Origin of the sequence: Pseudomonas sp. IT-P260, from assembly GCF_949768395.1 — a bacterium.
Lineage (GTDB): Bacteria > Pseudomonadota > Gammaproteobacteria > Pseudomonadales > Pseudomonadaceae > Aquipseudomonas > Aquipseudomonas parakoreensis.
The window spans coordinates 279,818-295,901 of record NZ_CATKPO010000040.1 but is presented as its reverse complement, the minus strand read 5'-3'; the positions used below and the strand labels follow the sequence as shown (position 1 = coordinate 295,901).

At 61.2% G+C, this 16,084-nt stretch carries 17 protein-coding genes; 8 read left to right on the top strand and 9 right to left on the bottom strand.

What is annotated here, in order from left to right:
- Positions 1 to 159 precede the first annotated feature (159 nt).
- Complete coding sequence (locus ACM6HV_RS20360; protein ID WP_414905145.1) at positions 160 to 1,206, top strand: class I SAM-dependent methyltransferase; 1,047 nt, start codon at positions 160 to 162, stop codon at positions 1,204 to 1,206.
- Positions 1,207 to 1,359: 153 nt separating this feature from the next.
- Complete coding sequence (locus tag ACM6HV_RS20355) at positions 1,360 to 2,202, top strand: NAD-dependent protein deacetylase (RefSeq protein WP_414905144.1); 843 nt, start codon at positions 1,360 to 1,362, stop codon at positions 2,200 to 2,202.
- Positions 2,203 to 2,320: 118 nt separating this feature from the next.
- Here the strand turns inward: ACM6HV_RS20355 and ACM6HV_RS20350 are convergent, their stop codons facing one another.
- Complete coding sequence (locus ACM6HV_RS20350; RefSeq protein WP_041073532.1) at positions 2,321 to 3,196, bottom strand: LysR family transcriptional regulator; 876 nt, start codon at positions 3,194 to 3,196, stop codon at positions 2,321 to 2,323.
- Between the two features lie 266 nt (positions 3,197 to 3,462).
- On the opposite strand from ACM6HV_RS20350, the gene ACM6HV_RS20345 reads away from it, so the two are divergent.
- The 3 genes from ACM6HV_RS20345 to ACM6HV_RS20335 are packed head-to-tail and all read left to right on the top strand — an operon-like array spanning position 3,463 to position 6,044.
- On the top strand, positions 3,463 to 4,161 hold the full coding sequence (locus tag ACM6HV_RS20345) for a CoA transferase subunit A (RefSeq protein ID WP_047293425.1): 699 nt from the start codon (positions 3,463 to 3,465) through the stop codon (positions 4,159 to 4,161).
- 24 nt (positions 4,162 to 4,185) lie between these two features.
- Complete coding sequence (locus tag ACM6HV_RS20340) at positions 4,186 to 4,851, top strand: CoA transferase subunit B (RefSeq protein ID WP_041073534.1); 666 nt, start codon at positions 4,186 to 4,188, stop codon at positions 4,849 to 4,851.
- Positions 4,852 to 4,862: 11 nt separating this feature from the next.
- Complete coding sequence (locus tag ACM6HV_RS20335) at positions 4,863 to 6,044, top strand: acetyl-CoA C-acetyltransferase (RefSeq protein WP_041073536.1); 1,182 nt, start codon at positions 4,863 to 4,865, stop codon at positions 6,042 to 6,044.
- A gap of 195 nt (positions 6,045 to 6,239) precedes the next feature.
- Here the strand turns inward: ACM6HV_RS20335 and ACM6HV_RS20330 are convergent, their stop codons facing one another.
- Together ACM6HV_RS20330 and ACM6HV_RS20325 are read right to left on the bottom strand one after the other, a co-directional pair.
- Positions 6,240 to 7,559: an Nramp family divalent metal transporter gene (locus ACM6HV_RS20330; RefSeq protein ID WP_414905143.1), complete on the bottom strand. Its 1,320-nt coding sequence runs from the start codon at positions 7,557 to 7,559 to the stop codon at positions 6,240 to 6,242.
- A 144-nt stretch (positions 7,560 to 7,703) separates the two neighbouring features.
- Complete coding sequence (locus ACM6HV_RS20325) at positions 7,704 to 8,240, bottom strand: chalcone isomerase family protein (protein ID WP_041073562.1); 537 nt, start codon at positions 8,238 to 8,240, stop codon at positions 7,704 to 7,706.
- A 132-nt stretch (positions 8,241 to 8,372) separates the two neighbouring features.
- Between ACM6HV_RS20325 and ACM6HV_RS20320 the strand changes: the two genes are divergently transcribed.
- Both ACM6HV_RS20320 and ACM6HV_RS20315 read left to right on the top strand, forming a co-directional pair.
- Positions 8,373 to 9,167 (top strand): hypothetical protein, encoded by a 795-nt coding sequence (locus ACM6HV_RS20320; protein ID WP_414905142.1) that lies wholly within the window; start codon positions 8,373 to 8,375, stop codon positions 9,165 to 9,167.
- A 75-nt stretch (positions 9,168 to 9,242) separates the two neighbouring features.
- A complete protein-coding gene (locus ACM6HV_RS20315) occupies positions 9,243 to 9,809 on the top strand; it encodes a hypothetical protein (protein ID WP_108183098.1) in 567 nt (188 codons plus the stop codon).
- A 3-nt stretch (positions 9,810 to 9,812) separates the two neighbouring features.
- Here the strand turns inward: ACM6HV_RS20315 and ACM6HV_RS20310 are convergent, their stop codons facing one another.
- The 4 genes from ACM6HV_RS20310 to ACM6HV_RS20295 all read right to left on the bottom strand — a co-directional run bounded on the left by ACM6HV_RS20310 (position 9,813) and on the right by ACM6HV_RS20295 (position 13,545).
- Positions 9,813 to 10,529 carry an alpha/beta hydrolase gene (locus ACM6HV_RS20310; RefSeq protein WP_414905141.1) on the bottom strand — a complete coding sequence of 239 codons (717 nt, stop codon included), beginning with the start codon at positions 10,527 to 10,529 and terminating at the stop codon, positions 9,813 to 9,815.
- A 179-nt stretch (positions 10,530 to 10,708) separates the two neighbouring features.
- Entirely contained in the window at positions 10,709 to 11,821 is a 1,113-nt protein-coding gene (locus ACM6HV_RS20305; protein WP_414905140.1) for a M14 family metallopeptidase, read from the bottom strand.
- Positions 11,822 to 12,020: 199 nt separating this feature from the next.
- Positions 12,021 to 12,800: an ABC transporter substrate-binding protein gene (locus ACM6HV_RS20300; protein ID WP_003226194.1), complete on the bottom strand. Its 780-nt coding sequence runs from the start codon at positions 12,798 to 12,800 to the stop codon at positions 12,021 to 12,023.
- A 316-nt stretch (positions 12,801 to 13,116) separates the two neighbouring features.
- Positions 13,117 to 13,545, bottom strand: coding sequence for a rhodanese-like domain-containing protein (locus ACM6HV_RS20295; RefSeq protein WP_145595260.1), 429 nt, complete (start codon positions 13,543 to 13,545; stop codon positions 13,117 to 13,119).
- A 102-nt stretch (positions 13,546 to 13,647) separates the two neighbouring features.
- On the opposite strand from ACM6HV_RS20295, the gene ftrA reads away from it, so the two are divergent.
- On the top strand, positions 13,648 to 14,622 hold the full coding sequence (gene ftrA, locus ACM6HV_RS20290; RefSeq protein WP_414905139.1) for a transcriptional regulator FtrA: 975 nt from the start codon (positions 13,648 to 13,650) through the stop codon (positions 14,620 to 14,622).
- 106 nt (positions 14,623 to 14,728) lie between these two features.
- Here the strand turns inward: ftrA and cobF are convergent, their stop codons facing one another.
- Positions 14,729 to 15,484 (bottom strand): precorrin-6A synthase (deacetylating), encoded by a 756-nt coding sequence (cobF, locus tag ACM6HV_RS20285; RefSeq protein ID WP_414905138.1) that lies wholly within the window; start codon positions 15,482 to 15,484, stop codon positions 14,729 to 14,731.
- Complete coding sequence (locus ACM6HV_RS20280) at positions 15,484 to 16,053, bottom strand: histidine phosphatase family protein (protein ID WP_145595252.1); 570 nt, start codon at positions 16,051 to 16,053, stop codon at positions 15,484 to 15,486. Before ACM6HV_RS20280 ends, cobF begins: the two co-directional genes overlap by 1 nt.
- Between the last annotated feature and the right edge of the window lie 31 nt (positions 16,054 to 16,084).

Here is a 16,084-nt window from a genome sequence, read left to right as displayed (position 1 = left end):
TGCAGGTTGCCCAAGCCCGGCTAGACTGATTTATTACCCAGTCGAGGGGGCTGCAGGACGCATCGTCTCGCCCTGCCCGCATCCACGACCACCGCCCGGTGGTGTATGCCTCGACCTTCAACACCGCCGGACTGTGATCCTGTTTCAGGAGCACATGTGATGGACGAGGCCCGACTCAACGCATTCATGGGCAAACTGGTCAACGACATGGGCGGCGCCGCAATGCTGGCGAACGTCATCGTTGGCGAAGAACTCGGGCTGTACCGGGCAATGGCCGACAGTCAGCCGATTACCCCGCAAGCCCTCGCCGAAAAAACCACCTGCAATCCCCGACTGGTGCGCGAATGGCTCAGCGCGCACGCCGCGTCCGGCTACATGGAACATCACGATGGTGAGTTCCGTCTGCCGGAAGAACAGGCACTGGCACTCGCCGTCGAAGACTCACCAGTGTACGTCGCCGGCGGCCTCGGCGTGGTGGCCTCGTTTTTCCACGACAAGGACAAACTGGTCAAAGCCATGCGTGGCAACGGCGCCCTGCCCTGGGGCGATCACCATCCGTGCATGTTCAGCGGTACCGAGCGCTTCTTCCGCCCCGGCTATAAGGGGCACCTGATCGCGGAATGGCTGCCGGCGCTAGACGGCGTGGTGGCCAAGCTCGAAGACGGCGCCAAGGTCGCCGACATCGGCTGCGGCCACGGTGCCTCGACGGTGATCATGGCCCAGGCGTTTCCCAACTCGCGCTTCGTCGGTTTCGACTATCACGCACCGTCGATCACCGTCGCCACTCAGCGCGCGGAAGAAGGCGGCGTCAGCAGCCGGGCGAAGTTCTTCCAGAACACCGCCAAAAGCTACCCCGGTGACGACTATGACCTGATCTGCTATTTCGACTGCCTGCACGACATGGGCGACCCGGTCGGCGCTGCGCGGCATGCGTTCGAATCATTGAAGGACGACGGCACGGTGCTGCTGGTCGAGCCATTTGCCAACGATACGCTGGACGACAATATCAACCCGGTCGGACGCCTGTTTTACGCGGCCTCGACCTTTATCTGCACGCCGAATTCGCTGTCCCAGGAAGTCGGCCTGGGGCTCGGTGCGCAGGCGGGTGAAATGCGCTTGCGCAAGGTGTTTGCCGAGGCTGGGTTCAAGCATTTTCGCCGGGCGACGCAGACGCCGTTCAATCTGATTCTGGAGGCGCGTAAATAATTCGCTGCTATCACCTGTGGCGAGGGAGCTTGCTCCCGCTGGATTGCAAAGCAAGCCCAAAAACAGGCCTGCTGCGCAGTCAAGCGGGAGCAAGCTCCCTCGCCACGCGGTTAATGCTAACCTGCGAGCACCGTCCTCCCCGGAGTGCTGAGCATGCTCGACAGCCCGATCCGCGAACACTTCAACACCCTGTGCCAGGCCATGGCCGATGGCGATTTTCTGGTGCTGACCGGTGCCGGCATCAGCACGCCATCGGGCATTCCGGATTACCGCGACAGCGAAGGTGTGCGCCGGGGCCGGCAGCCGATGATGTATCAGGAATTTCTTGCTGCCCCCGAATCCCGTCGCCGCTATTGGGCGCGGGCCATGCTCGGCTGGCCCCGGGTGCGCCAGGCGCAACCCAACGCCGCGCATACAGCACTGGCGGATTTGCAGCGCCAGGGACGGATCAGCGCGTTGATCACACAGAACGTCGACACCCTGCATGATCAGGCCGGCAGTCCGGATGTGATCGAACTGCACGGCAGCCTGCACCGGGTGCTGTGCCTGGATTGCGGCCAACGCAGCGCGCGCGATGAGATTCAGCAACGCATGGTCGAGCAGAATCCGTATCTGGCCGGGGTCGATGCGGTGCAGGCGCCGGACGGCGATACCCTGCTCGATCCGGCCTTCGAGGCGCGCTTTCAGACGCCGCAATGCCCGTATTGCGACGGGGAGCGGATGAAGCCGGACGTGGTGTTCTTTGGCGAGAACGTGGCGCAGCCGACGGCGGCGCGGGCCATGGCCGCAGCGGAAAAAGCCGAGGGTTTGCTGGTGGTGGGTTCGTCGCTGATGGCGTATTCGGCGTTCCGTCTGTGCCGGGTCATCGCAGATCGTGGCAAGCCGTTGCTGGCGATCAATCTGGGCAAGACCCGCGCCGATGATCTGCTGGATCTGAAGATCGAGGCGTCATGCGAACAACTGCTGCCGTTGCTGGCGCAACACTTATCTACCTGAATCCGCACTTTTTTTGTAGGAGCTGCCGAAGGCTGCGATCTTTTGATCTTGCTTCCAAAAAACAAAGCCAAAAGATCGCAGCCTTCGGCAGCTCCTACAGGGGTTAAACGTTTGAAGATCAGTGTTCGGCTTTGAGGATGTCGAACAGTGCCTGCGCCGCCGCCGACAGTTCATTGCCTGGCTCGGTCAGCACGCCAATCGCTCGCTCCACCGAATCATTCAAGGTCAGGCAATGCGCGCCCAGTTCGAGCATCTGCTCGGCACACAACGCCGGCACTGCACTCACTCCCAGCCCACTGGCGACCATGCGTCCGACGGTTGCCAGTTGATGGCTTTCGAACTCCACCGGCAGCTTCATGCCCCGCGCCTGCAAGTGTTCTTCGAGCATCACCCGCACTGTCGACGGCCGTTGCAGGGTGATGAACGGTTCCTGCAGCAAGGTCTGCCAGTCGATTTCGCCAAGCCTGGCCAGCGCTGAATCTTGCGGCACCACCGCGACAAAGCGGTCCATGTACAGCGGGGTGAACGTCAGCGAGGTGTTCTGCATCGGCTCGAACGCGACACCCAGTTCCACGTGGCGGTCGCGAACCATTTCCAGCACTTGCTCGTTGATCACGTCGTTGACCGTGACATTGACGTTCGGATAGCGCGCGCGAAACGTCTTGAGGATCGGCGGCAACAGGTTGCCGGCAAACGACGGCATCGCCGCCAGCGTCACCCGCCCGCGTTGCAGGCTGAAACGCTGGCGCATTTCGTCTTCGGCGTTGTCCCAATCGGCGATCAGGCGCCGAGCCAGCGGCAGCAGCGATTCGCCCTCGGCGGTCAGCGCCACATTGCGCGTGTTGCGGCTGAACAGCCGCCCGCCCAGCCCCTCCTCCAGCGCCTTGATGGTCAGGCTCAGCGCCGATTGCGACAGGTGCAGGCGCTCGCAGGCCACGGCGAAACTCAGGCTCTGGGCCACGGCGAGGAAGGCGCGGATCTGTTTGATGGTCATACTGGATAACGCCCTGTTAGCGATATTGCCGGATAAACACCGTACCCACTGTAGGAGCTGCCGCAGGCTGCGATCTTTTGATCTTGATCTTGAAAAACAAAATCAAAAGATCGCAGCCTGCGGCATCTCCTACAGGGTAATAACCGACACTGTTGAGTTTTATCTATCAATCAACCTTAAAAATCAACTTAACAAATATATCCTTCAGCGAGACACTCCAGTCATTCGGCTAGCCAGCCGCCCGACAAACAATAAAAGAGGTGCATATGGCAGGTTTCGACAAGCGCGTGAGTTCCTACGAGGAGGCCATGGCGGGTCTTGAAGACGGCATGACCGTGATTGCCGGCGGCTTCGGCCTGTGTGGCATCCCGGAAAACCTGATCGCCGAGATCAAGCGCAAAGGCACCCGCGACCTCACCGTGGTCTCCAACAACTGCGGCGTCGACGGTTTCGGCCTTGGTGTGCTGCTGACCGACCGTCAGATCCGCAAAGTGATCGCCTCCTACGTCGGCGAAAACAAACTGTTCGAAGAGCAACTGCTCAAGGGCGATATCGAAGTCATCCTGACCCCGCAAGGCACCCTCGCCGAAAAAATGCGCGCAGGCGGCGCCGGTATCCCGGCCTTCTTCACCGCCACCGGCGTCGGCACTCCGGTCGCCGAAGGCAAGGAAGTACGTGAATTCAACGGGCGCAAGTACCTGATGGAAGAGTCCATCACCGGCGACTTCGCCATCGTCAAAGGCTGGAAAGCCGACCATTTCGGTAACGTCATCTACCGTCACACCGCGCAGAACTTCAACCCGCTGGCGGCCACCGCCGGCAAGATCACCGTGGTCGAAGTCGAAGAAATCGTCGAGCCCGGCGAACTGGATCCGTCGCAGATCCACACCCCCGGCATCTACGTCGACCGGGTCATTTGCGGCACGTTCGAAAAGCGCATCGAACAGCGCACCATCCGCAAATAATTCAGGCTGACGGAGAATAAAAACATGGCACTTACCCGCGAACAAATGGCTCAGCGCGTCGCCCGCGAAATGCAGGACGGCTACTACGTGAACCTCGGTATCGGCATTCCGACCCTGGTCGCCAACTACATTCCCGAGGGCATGGAAGTCATGCTGCAATCGGAAAACGGCCTGCTCGGCATGGGCCCGTTTCCGACTGAAGACACCATCGATGCCGACATGATCAACGCCGGCAAACAGACCGTCACCGCGCGCATCGGCGCATCGATCTTCAACTCCGCCGAATCCTTCGCGATGATCCGTGGCGGCCATGTCGACCTGACCGTGCTCGGCGCGTTCGAGGTCGACGTCGAAGGCAACATCGCCTCGTGGATGATTCCCGGCAAACTGGTCAAGGGCATGGGCGGCGCCATGGATCTGGTGGCCGGCGCCGACAACATCATCGTCATCATGACCCACGCCTCCAAGGACGGTGAATCCAAACTGCTGAGCAAATGCAGCCTGCCGCTGACCGGCGCCGGCTGCATCAAGCGCGTGCTGACCGACCTCGCCTACCTGGAAATCGAAAATGGCGCTTTTGTCCTCAAGGAACGCGCACCTGGCGTCAGCGTCGAGGAAATCGTCGCCAAAACCGCTGGTAAACTGATCGTCCCGGATCACGTACCGGAAATGCAGTTCGCTGCCCAGTGAGGAATTCGAAAATGCAAGACGTCGTAATTGTTGCCGCCACCCGCACCGCAATCGGCAGTTTCCAAGGGTCGCTGGCCAGCGTGTCCGCGGTGGATCTGGGCGCTGCGGTGATCCGCCAACTGCTCGAACAGACCGGTCTGGACGGTGCGCAGGTCGATGAAGTGATCATGGGCCAGGTGCTGACCGCCGGCGCTGGACAGAACCCGGCGCGTCAGGCGGCGATCAAGGCTGGCCTGCCCCACGCCGTGCCGGCCATGACCCTGAACAAGGTCTGCGGCTCGGGCCTGAAAGCCCTGCACCTGGGCGCGCAGGCGATCCGTTGCGGCGATGCCGAGGTGATCATCGCTGGCGGTCAGGAGAACATGAGCCTGTCCAACTACGTGATGCCGGGTGCTCGCACCGGTCTGCGCATGGGTCACGCGCAAATCGTCGACACCATGATCAGCGATGGCCTGTGGGATGCGTTCAACGATTACCACATGGGCATCACCGCCGAGAATCTGGTCGATAAATATGAGATCAGCCGCGAACAGCAGGACGCCTTCGCCGCCGCTTCTCAGCGCAAGGCCGCCGCAGCCATCGAAGCCGGGCGTTTCGTCGATGAAATCACCCCGATCCTGATCCCGCAGCGCAAAGGTGATCCGGTCGCGTTCAAGGTCGACGAACAACCACGCGGCGACACCACCGCCGAATCGCTGGCCAAACTGCGTCCGGCGTTCAAGAAGGATGGCAGCGTCACCGCCGGCAACGCCTCCTCGCTGAACGACGGCGCCGCCGCCGTCATCCTGATGAGCGCCGAGAAAGCCAAGGCTCTGGGCCTGCCGGTGCTGGCGAAAATCGCTGCTTACGCCAATGCGGGTGTGGACCCGGCGATCATGGGCATCGGTCCGGTCTCGGCCACCCGTCGCTGCCTGGACAAGGCAGGCTGGAACATCGGCCAACTGGACCTGATCGAAGCCAACGAAGCCTTCGCCGCACAATCGCTGGCGGTGGCCAAGGATCTGCAATGGGATCTGGACAAGGTCAACGTCAACGGCGGCGCCATCGCCCTCGGTCACCCGATCGGTGCGTCGGGCTGCCGGGTGCTGGTGACTTTGCTGCACGAGATGCTCAAGCGTGATGCGAAAAAAGGTCTGGCGACCTTGTGCATCGGCGGCGGTCAGGGTGTGGCGCTGGCGCTGGAACGCGGTTAACCCAAAGGAGCAATACAGGCGGCGGACGGATCCACGACATCCGCCCGCTGTCTGGTTTCATCGCTTTTGTGGCGAGGGGATTTATCCCCGATGGGATGCGCAGCAGCCCCAGAATTTTTCGCCTCGACACACGTCTTTGCCAGCGCTTCGCACTGGATCGGGGATAAATCCCCTCGCCACAAGGTGCTTTGAAAGTCACACCACCATCTGCAGAATCAACCAGGCATTCGCCCCACTGATCACCACAAACAATCCCCACGCCAGCACCCGGGTCGGCAGCCGATTCACAAACGGCCCCATCAGTTGTTTGTCGCTGGTCATGCGAATCAACGGGTACAGCGCAAATGGCAGTTGCAGGCTCAACACCACCTGACTCAACACCAGCAATTTGCCCACCGCGTTATCGCCCATCAGCCACACGCCAATGAATGCCGGGATCAACGCCAGCCCGCGTGTGATCAAACGCCGCTGCCAGCAGGGAATCCGCAGGTTCAGGTAACCCTCCATGATCACCTGCCCGGCGATGGTTCCGGTGAACGTCGAGCTTTGCCCCGACGCCAGTAACGCGACGCCGAACAGCACACTGGCCAGCGCGCCACCGACCAGCGGGTCGAGCAGGTGGTAGGCGTCCTGAATGTCGACCACGTCGGTATGCCCCGACTGATGAAAAGCAGCCGCCGCCAGAATCAGGATCGCCGCGTTGACCAGCAGCGCCAGCGCCAGCGAGCCAATGGTGTCGATGCGCGCCAGGTTCACCGCGTCCTGCTTGCTCGCCAGGTCCTTGCCGATCATCCGCGTCTGCACGATCGAAGTGTGCAGGTAGAGGTTATGCGGCATCACCGTGGCGCCGAGGATACCGATCGCCAGGTACAGCGGCGCGGCATCGCTGATCGCCGAGAGCGACGGTTTGAATCCGGCGAACACCTGCGGCCAGTAAGGTTTGATCAGCACCAGCTCAACGAAGAAACACACGCCGATGGTCGCCACCAGCACCAGCATGATCGCCTCCAGCCGACGGAAGCCACGGTTCTGCAGGGCCAGCACCAGCAACGTGTCGAAGGCAGTCAGGGCAATGCCGAAGGTCAGTGAGCAACCGAGCAACAAGTGAAACGCCAAGGCACAGCCGAGCACTTCGGCCAGATCAGTGGCGATGATCGAGATTTCCGCCAGCACCCATTGCAGGCGCGCGGTCGGGGTGCTGTAGCGCTCGCGGGACAATTGCGCGAGATCGCGACCGGTGGCGATGCCCAGGCGCGAGCACAGGCATTGCACGACCATTCCCGCCAGACTCGCCAGCAACACCACGAACAGCAGGCTGTAACCAAAACGCGAACCGGCCTCGATCGCGGTCGCCCAGTTGCCCGGGTCCATGTAGCCGATCGACACCAGCAAACCGGGACCGGCAAAACGCAGCACGCGTTTGAAGAACGAAGCGCTCGGATCGACCGCGACACTGCCGGCCACTTCCGGCGGGCAGAACGGCGCAGTGGCGATTTTGGGTAAGCTGAATTTCACACACACATCCAGAAACAAGTTCGAAAGACGCAGCTTAGAGGTTTCAGTTGAACCCTTGAAGAGCAAAAAGATCGCAGCCTTCGGCAGCTCCTGCATTGGAATGCATATCCTGTAGGAGCTGCCGAAGGCTGCGATCTTTTGATCTTAACGACTCACACCCAGTAACTGCTCGCGCAATTCGGGATTACGAGTACGCGGATCCAGCCAGATATCGAAAAACGCCCGGGCAAATTGCGGATCATCGATTTCGTGCTGCAACTGCTGCCCGACAAAGAACCGCGCGCCCTGCCCCGGCAGGTACACGCCGGTAATCCGAGTGCCCGCCTGCACATCGACGAACGATTGCTGCATTTGTCCTTGCCACTTGGCCAGTTGCGCGGGGCTGACGCCGGAGCCTGCCAGCCGTTTGATTTCATCGACACTGGCCTGCACCAGATCATCGCGCGAGATCTTGCGCCGGTAGATCAGCTCCAGGGCAAAGGGCTGTTCGGTCGACAACGGGCGTGCCGCGCTCCACAACCGGGCGTTGTAGACGTCGAAGCCGAACACACTGAAATCACCGGTGCCGATGATTTGCGCGCCGGGCACCGCGTCCTGCCAATTGGCCCAGGTCGGCGTCAGCAATAGCGCCCACAAGCCAATGCCACAGCACCCACGCAGCAACTTCGATGGTTTGCTCATCGCGTCATCGACTCCAGTAAACCCTGATCTTCAGAGCATAGCGGATAACACTCGCGCACTTTGTATACAAAAATTGTCGATCAATGCAGCAATCGGTTACCGTGGCCTTTCCATCTCCCGGAGGCCTCCCGCGTGCTGATCCTCAAATTACTGCTGATCCCCGGTTTCCTGCTGCTGATTTCCCTTGCCGGCAAGCGCTGGGGACCGAGCGTCGCCGGTTGGCTATCGGGGCTGCCAGTGGTGGTCGGGCCGATTCTGTTTTTCCTCGCCATCGAACAGGGGCTGTCGTTTGCTGCGCAATCGGCGGTCGCGGCGCTGTCGGCGATGTTCGCCATGATCGCCTTCTGCATCACCTACGCGCAGGTGGCGCAGCGGGCGAACTGGCCATGGGCGCTGACGATTTCCTTGTCGGTGTGGGCGGTGCTGGCGCTGGTGTTGTCGCTGATTCCGTCGTCACTGACGTTCTCGGTCGCGGCGGCAGCCACTGCCCTGCTCGCCGCGCCGTATCTGTTCCCTAACTTGCAACCGGTGCTGAACGGTCCGGCACCGAAGTCGGACAAACTGCTCTGGCGAATGATTGCCGGGGCGGCGCTGACGCTGCTGGTGACGATGCTCGCCAGTACCGTGGGCGAGCGCTGGAGCGGTCTGCTCGCGGTGTTCCCGGTGCTCGGCAGCGTGATGGCGGTGTTTTCTCAGCAGACTCGTGGCCCGGCATTTACCGCGGCATTGCTACGGGCGACGGCGACGGGCATGTACTCGTTTTCGGCGTTTTGTCTGGTGTCGGCGCTGACCCTGCCAAGCCTCGGCCTCAGCGGTTTCATCGTCGGTGTCGCGGTTTCGGTGGCGATGCTCGGGGTCACCCGCAAACTGCTGGCCCGACCTGTTCCGGAAAAAAACCGTATTCCCGAGGCGGATGCGAACACCTGACAAACCGCGCTGGAATGCCGGGCATGCTCCGTGGGATCATCGCCGCCCTGGCGCGACCATCCCTCGGAGATTCACATGTCATTGCTCAGCAAGAAAGCCGTCGTCCTGTTGCTGGCGGCGGTCGCCGGTCTCGGCGCCCTCAACGCCCAGGCAGCCAAGCCCAAGGAAAAGGCCTCGACCAACAACGTGTCGATGCTCGACGGCAAGTTCACCTTCGTCCTGCCCAAAGGCTTCACCGCCGACCCGTTGCCAGCCGGGCCGACCGGTGCCAAGGGCACGATGTACACCAATCAGGCGACCAAGACCGTGGTCATCGCCGCGGAAAACCAGATCGCCGGTGGCGCCAGCGTGAAGGACAACGACAACGAATTTCTCGACGGCAGCCTGGCGAGTTTCATCGATGACCAGCGCAAGGCGCTGCCGGACTTCAACAAGCTCACAGAAAAGAGTCTGACCCAGAAAAGCAGCGGCCTCGGCGTGCGTCAGGTCGACAGCACTGCTACCCAAGGCGGCGGCCAGACACTCAATACCACCCTGCTCGCCGCCTCCGGCAAGCGCATGGCGCTGGTCCAGGTGATTTCCCGAGCCAGCGACAAAAGCGGTCACGATGCGCTGGTGAAAACCATCCTCAAGGACAAGTGATCCCTACGGATTGAGCTGCTGCAGCCAGGCGTTCAAGTCGCGCAGTTCGGCGGAACTGATGCTGTGGCCGACACCGGGATAAGCGTGAAACTCGGGGCTGTAGCCGAGTTTTTGCAGCAGCGCATTGGCTTCGGTGCCGTCGCGATACGGCACTCGATCATCGGCGGTGCCATGGCCGATGAAGACCTTCAGCGGCAACGGCGGCTGCTCGGTCTTTAGCTCGGTTTTCAACACCGGCAACAGCCGTCCGCTCAACGCCGCAATCCCGCCGACCGCCACCGGCGGACGCAGGCCCACTTCGTAGGTCATCATCGCGCCCTGACTGAAACCGATCAGGTACACCTTGTCCGGGCTGGCGTGATATTTCTGCGCCGCCTGCGCGACAAACTTCCGCAACTTCTGGCCGCTGGCCTGCAGATCATCGGTCTCGCCGTTGTAAGCCCCTTCGCCTTTCTTGCGAAACCACTGGAAACGTCCTTCGCCCAACGCCAGCGGCGCCTGCACCGAGAGGTAGTTGTACTGCGCCGGCAGCTGAAATTTCATACCGATCAGATCGGCTTCGTTACTGCCGTAGCCGTGCAGGAAAATCACCAGTGGTCGAGTGTTCGCGTCCGGGTGGACCTGTTCGATGTATTTCAGTGGCAAGTCGCTTTGCAGCGTGGTTTGCGCATGCACGGCGCTGGACGCCAGGAGGGTTAACAGGGCAAACGCCTTCAACATAGAGCCTTCCTTCACAGAGTGTCGGGTTCCGGGAGAGCCTAACAGCCTTGATCCACCACACCCACCCCTGTAGGAGCTGCCGCAGGCTGCGATCTTTTGACTTTGACTTTGACTTTTAAAAGCAAGATCAAAAGATCGCAGCCTGCGGCAGCTCCTACAGGGGTGGGTGAAATCTGGACTCAGTCGTTGATCAGCTTGCCCACCCGAATCGGCTCACGCCCCGCCACCTTGGCCTGCCAGATCCCCGGCTGGGTATAACGCCCACGATCAATCGCAAACAGCACGCCACTGGTACCGGCGCGGACAGTGGTGAGGCGGTCATTCAACGGATCCACCACTTCGAACAGCGCATCGCCCTGCTCGACCCACTCCCCGGCATTACGCAGGAAACTGACCACGCCATGGTGCGGCGCGAACAGGTATTCGGTGCCTTCGAACGGCATGCCTTCGCAGCACTCGCTCGGTGCCGCCGGCCATTCACCGCTGATGAACCCCTGCTCGGCGAGAAAGCCGAGTATCGCTTCGCAATTGGCCTGCGCCTGATCGACCCGGGTGTCGCCCATGCTGCCCAGTTCCAGGGTGGTGGCAAGATTCGCAGGGGGAATCGCCGCGTTCGGAAACGCCCGCGCCAGACGCAACCAAGGCGATGAGCACGACTCGTCGAACGAACTGCCGCCGGAGTCTTCACACAACAGCGCAACGCCGGCCTGCAGTCGCGCCGCCAGCGATCGCCAGCGCGGCCAGTGTTGCGGCAGCGCGTAGAGGTGAATCGCCGCCTCAAAATCGCAATGCAGATCCAGAGTGATGTCGGCGTCGCAGGCATGGCGCAGCAGCAAGCGGTGCAGAGCTTCCAGCTGCGAGGCTGGGGCCGGCAGTTCATCGAACACCTGGCCCATGGTTTGCCGGATCAACGCTATGTTGGCCTCGGCATCGCTGCCCAGCCGCTCGCCGATGCGCGCCGCCACTGGCGCGCTGAGTTCGACAAACGCGCGGTTGAAATTCTTCCCGCTGCCCAGCTCGAAGCGGCCCATGTGGCTGCCTTGCAAATGCTGATCGAGCCCGATCGGGTTGGCCACCGGCACCAACTCGATCACCCCTTGCAGACGGCCCTGCTGTTCCAGCGCGTTGAGGCGTTGCTTGAGTTCCCACGCGGTGCGCATACCCGGCAGTTCGTCGGCGTGCAGACTGGCCTGGATGTAGACCTTGCGGCTGCCCGCGCCGTAACGGAAGACGCTGAGGGAACGTTCGCTGCCCAAGTGGCTCCAGGGCAGGACATGGTCGATGCGTTGCATGAGAAAACTCCGATAAACCTGTAAGAGCTGCGGCAGGCTCGGGCCGCGATCGGACGATCTTTTGATCTTGCTTTGCAGCGTCAAGATCAAAAGATCGCAGCCTGCGGCAGCTCCTACATTGGATAGGTGTTGGCAGAATAAATCATGGACACAAAAAAAGTGGCCACCGCATTCACGGGGCCACTTTTTCTACGCCGTATTAATGGCCGTACACGTCAAAGTCGAAGTACTTGTCCTGGACTTTCTTGTACTCGCCATTGGCGCGGATTTCGGTGATGGCCTTGTTGAATTTCTCGGCCAGCTCGGTATCGCCCTTGCGCACCGCAATGCCGGCGCCGCCACCGAAGTACTTGGCGTCTTCGTAGGTCGGGCCGACGAATTCGAAGCCTTTGCCGGCGTCGGTCTTCAGGAAACCGTCGCTGAGGTTGACCGAGTCGGCCAGCATCGCGTCGAGACGACCGGATTTCATATCCAGGTTGGCTTCCTGTTGCGAACCGTAGCGCACCACTTCAAACCCGGCGTCCTTGGCCATGTCGGTGGCGTAGCGGTCGTGGGTACTGGCGCGCAGTACACCGACTTTCTTGCCCTTGAGCTCGGTCAGCGGGTCTTTGACACCGGAGCCTTCCTTCATCACGAAGCGCGCCGGGGTGTGGTAGTACTTGATGGTGAAATCGACGTTCTTCTTGCGATCGTCGGTGATCGTCATCGAGGACAGGATCGCGTCGATCTTCTTCACTTTGAGTGCCGGGATCAGGCCATCGAACTCCTGCTCGACCCACACGCATTTAACGTCCATCTGTTTGCACAGCGCATCGCCGATATCGACGTCGAACCCGGTGAGCTTGCCGTCAGCGGTTTTCATCGAGAATGGCGGGTAAGCGGCTTCGATCCCCAGACGAATCGGCTTGGCGTCTTCGGCCACAGCGGTCAGGGACAACATCGACAGTGCCAGGGCACCGAACATCACTAGCTTCTTCATTTATTACTCCTGTGTGCGGAGGCTTTTATTGGCAGCGTTCGATTGGCGTTCGGTCATGGCCATCAAGTAGCAAAAACCGAAGTGGACGGCAGTCTATGGCGGCGCGCACAGGGTAAATTGTGTTTAGGCGACAAATACTTACAAAACATCGGCGCACGCGTTGACCGGGATCAACGGTGCGCCGACATGGTGCAAAGGCTGTAGGACAAATCTTTGAAAACGACAAGATTCCTCCCTGTAGGAGCTGCCGAAGGCTGCGATCTTTTGCTCTTGAAAGTCAAAAGATCGCAGCCTGCGGCAGCTCCTACAAAAGCATTCAGCATTCACATCCAATAGGCGCCTTGGCGGCTTGAGTAGTACTCAAGCTGAAGCCCTCATCCAGCCAGCCGGTCACGCCACCGATCATCTCCTTGACCGGGTAACCCAGCGCCGCCAGTTTCACCGCGGCCTTGTTGGCGCCGTTGCAGTGCGGGCCGGCGCAATAGACCACGAACAACGTGCTCGTCGAATACTCCGCCAGGCCTTCGGCGGTCAGCAAGCGGGTCGGAATGTTGATCGCGCCCGGCACATGACCACGCTCGAACGCCAAAGGCCCGCGCACATCGACCAGGACAAAATCGACTTCACCGGCCTCCTGGCTGCTGTACACATCAGAACAATCGGTTTCAAACGTCAGACGGTTGCTGAAGTGCATCAGGGCAATCGCCGATGGCGCAGCAGGCATTTCGCGAACCAGGCTGGTCATGTTGTGTGGCTCCTTCATATGTTGGGGTGTGAGCAGACTTTATCGGGCCGTCGCTTGGCGCTACAGTGGCGCGCAAGACACTCACCGGGAACTTTCCGCCAAATGCCTGATTCACCTGGATTGGTCGCGATTCTGGCCTACGACGGCCTCTGTACCTTCGAGTTCGGGATTGCCGTGGAAATCTTCGGCCTCGCCCGGCCGGAGTTCGATTTCCCGTGGTACGAGCACCGCATCGTCGCCGTCGACACAGGGCCGATGCGCGCCATGGGCGGCATTCACGTCCTGGCCGACGGCGGCCTGGAGCTGCTGGCACAGGCGCGCACCATCATCATTCCCGGTTGGCGCGATCGCGAAGCCCCGGTGCCACCGGCGCTGCTTGGCGCATTGCGTCAGGCCCACGCCCACGGTGCGCGGCTGTTATCGATCTGTTCAGGGGTGTTCGTGCTGGCCGCCAGCGGCTTGCTCGACGGCCACGGCGCGACCACCCACTGGCGCTACAGCGATGAACTGGCGCGGCGCTTCCCGGCGATAGCGGTGGATCCGGATGTGCTGTACCTCGACTCGGGTCAGTTGATCACCTCAGCCGGCAGTGCCGCCGGGATCGATGCCTGCCTGCATCTGGTGGCCCGCGACTTTGGCACTCAGGTCGCCAATTCGGTGGCGCGGCGGCTGGTGATGTCGCCGCAACGCACTGGCGGCCAGGCGCAATTCATTCCCACGCCTGTCAGCCCGACGCCGCGCAACGATTTGTCACGGGTAATGCAGTGGGCTCGCGAGCGTCTGCACCAACCGCTGGAAGTGCGCGATCTGGCGAGCGAAGCGGCGATGAGCGAGCGCACGTTTCTGCGGCGATTCAGCGAGGCCAGCGGGCAATCGCCCAAGGCGTGGCTGCAACACGAACGCCTGGCGCGGGCGCGGGAACTGCTGGAAAGCACAGCGCACAACAGCGAACAGATTGCCGAGCGCTGTGGTTACCGATCGGTGGAAAGCTTTCGCGTGGCATTTCGCAGCGTGGTCGGGGTGCCGCCGTCGGTGTATCGGGAGCGGTTTGGGCGTGGGGGCAAAGCCATTTCTTGAGTTGACTGTGATGACCCCTTCGCGAGCAAGCTCGCTCCCACATTTGAAATGCGTTCCCTGTGGGAGCGAGCCTGCTCGCGAAGGGGCCAGCCCTGACAAACACAATCTAGGGCTTGCGCAACAGATAGGTATCCATGATCCACCCATGCTCGGCCCGCGCCGCCTTGCGCGTGCGCTCGATCTGATCCGCAACATCCTCAAGCTTGCCGCTGATCAGAAGCTCATCCGGCGTGCCCAGGTAGGCCCCCCAGTAAATCTCGGTCTGCTGATCCGCCACATGGCGGTAGGAATCTTCAGCGTCGAGCATCACCACTAGGCTATCCGTGTCACTCACCTGCCCCGCCGCCAGACGCCGGCCCGTGGTGATTTCGATTGACCGGCCAATGCTGTTCAACGGCACTTTATGCTGCGCGGCCAGTACCTGAACGCTGGTAATCCCGGGGATCACTTCAAACTCGAACGCACAGCGGCCTGACGCCAGAATCGCCTGCAGGATACGAATCGTGCTGTCGTACAGCGCCGGATCGCCCCAGACGAGGAAACCGCCGCATTCGTTGTCAGCCAATTCTTGATTGATCAGCCGCTCGAAGGTTTCCTGCTTTGCACGGTTCAGATCCTCGACCGCGCGGGTGTAGTCCACTTCGCCACGCTCACGCTCCGGGCTGTGAGCCTCGACGAAACGATAGGCAGGATCGGTGATGTAGCGCTCACAGATGTCGCGACGCAGATCGATCAGTTTGTCCTTGCGCGGGCCTTTGTCCATCAGAAAGAACACGTCGACCTGATTCAGCGCCTTTACCGCCTGCATCGTGATGTAGTCGGGATTTCCGGCGCCGATGCCAATCACTAGCAGTCGTTTCATTACAGTGCTCCCGCAAGATCGATACCCGCCAAGCGTAGCCGCCAGATGCCGTTGAACCGCAGTTCAACCATGGACAACGGTTCAACATCAATGGCGTTGAACGCCGCGCCCTGTAACACCTGCATCAGTGCCGCACGCACCACAAACGGATGGGTGACAGCGACGATGTGCCCCGATACGCCTTGCAGGCTGGCCAGCCACGCCGCCACGCGTTCGCCCAATTGCGTCACCGACTCGCCGCCATGGGGTGCCGCCTGCGGATCACTGATCCATGCCTGCAAAGCCTCGGCCTCGCGCAGTTGCAGATCCTTGATCGCTTGTCCGTGCCAGCGCCCCATATCGCAATCGCGCAGCGCTTCGTCTACCTGCGGCGCCGCACCGAACCACTCGGCGGTCTGGCGCGTACGCAATTCCGGCCCGCACAGCAGACGGCTGGCGCTGGCGAATTGTGTGGCCAATGCACCGAGCCCTGATGGCGGATTTTCAACAGGCTCGTTCGTAGGAAAACGCGACAATTTCTGTGCGACGGTTCGAGCGTGACAGATCAAAGTCAAACAGGTGGATTGCACAGGGTCGCACTCGCTGAACATCGGTTGAATC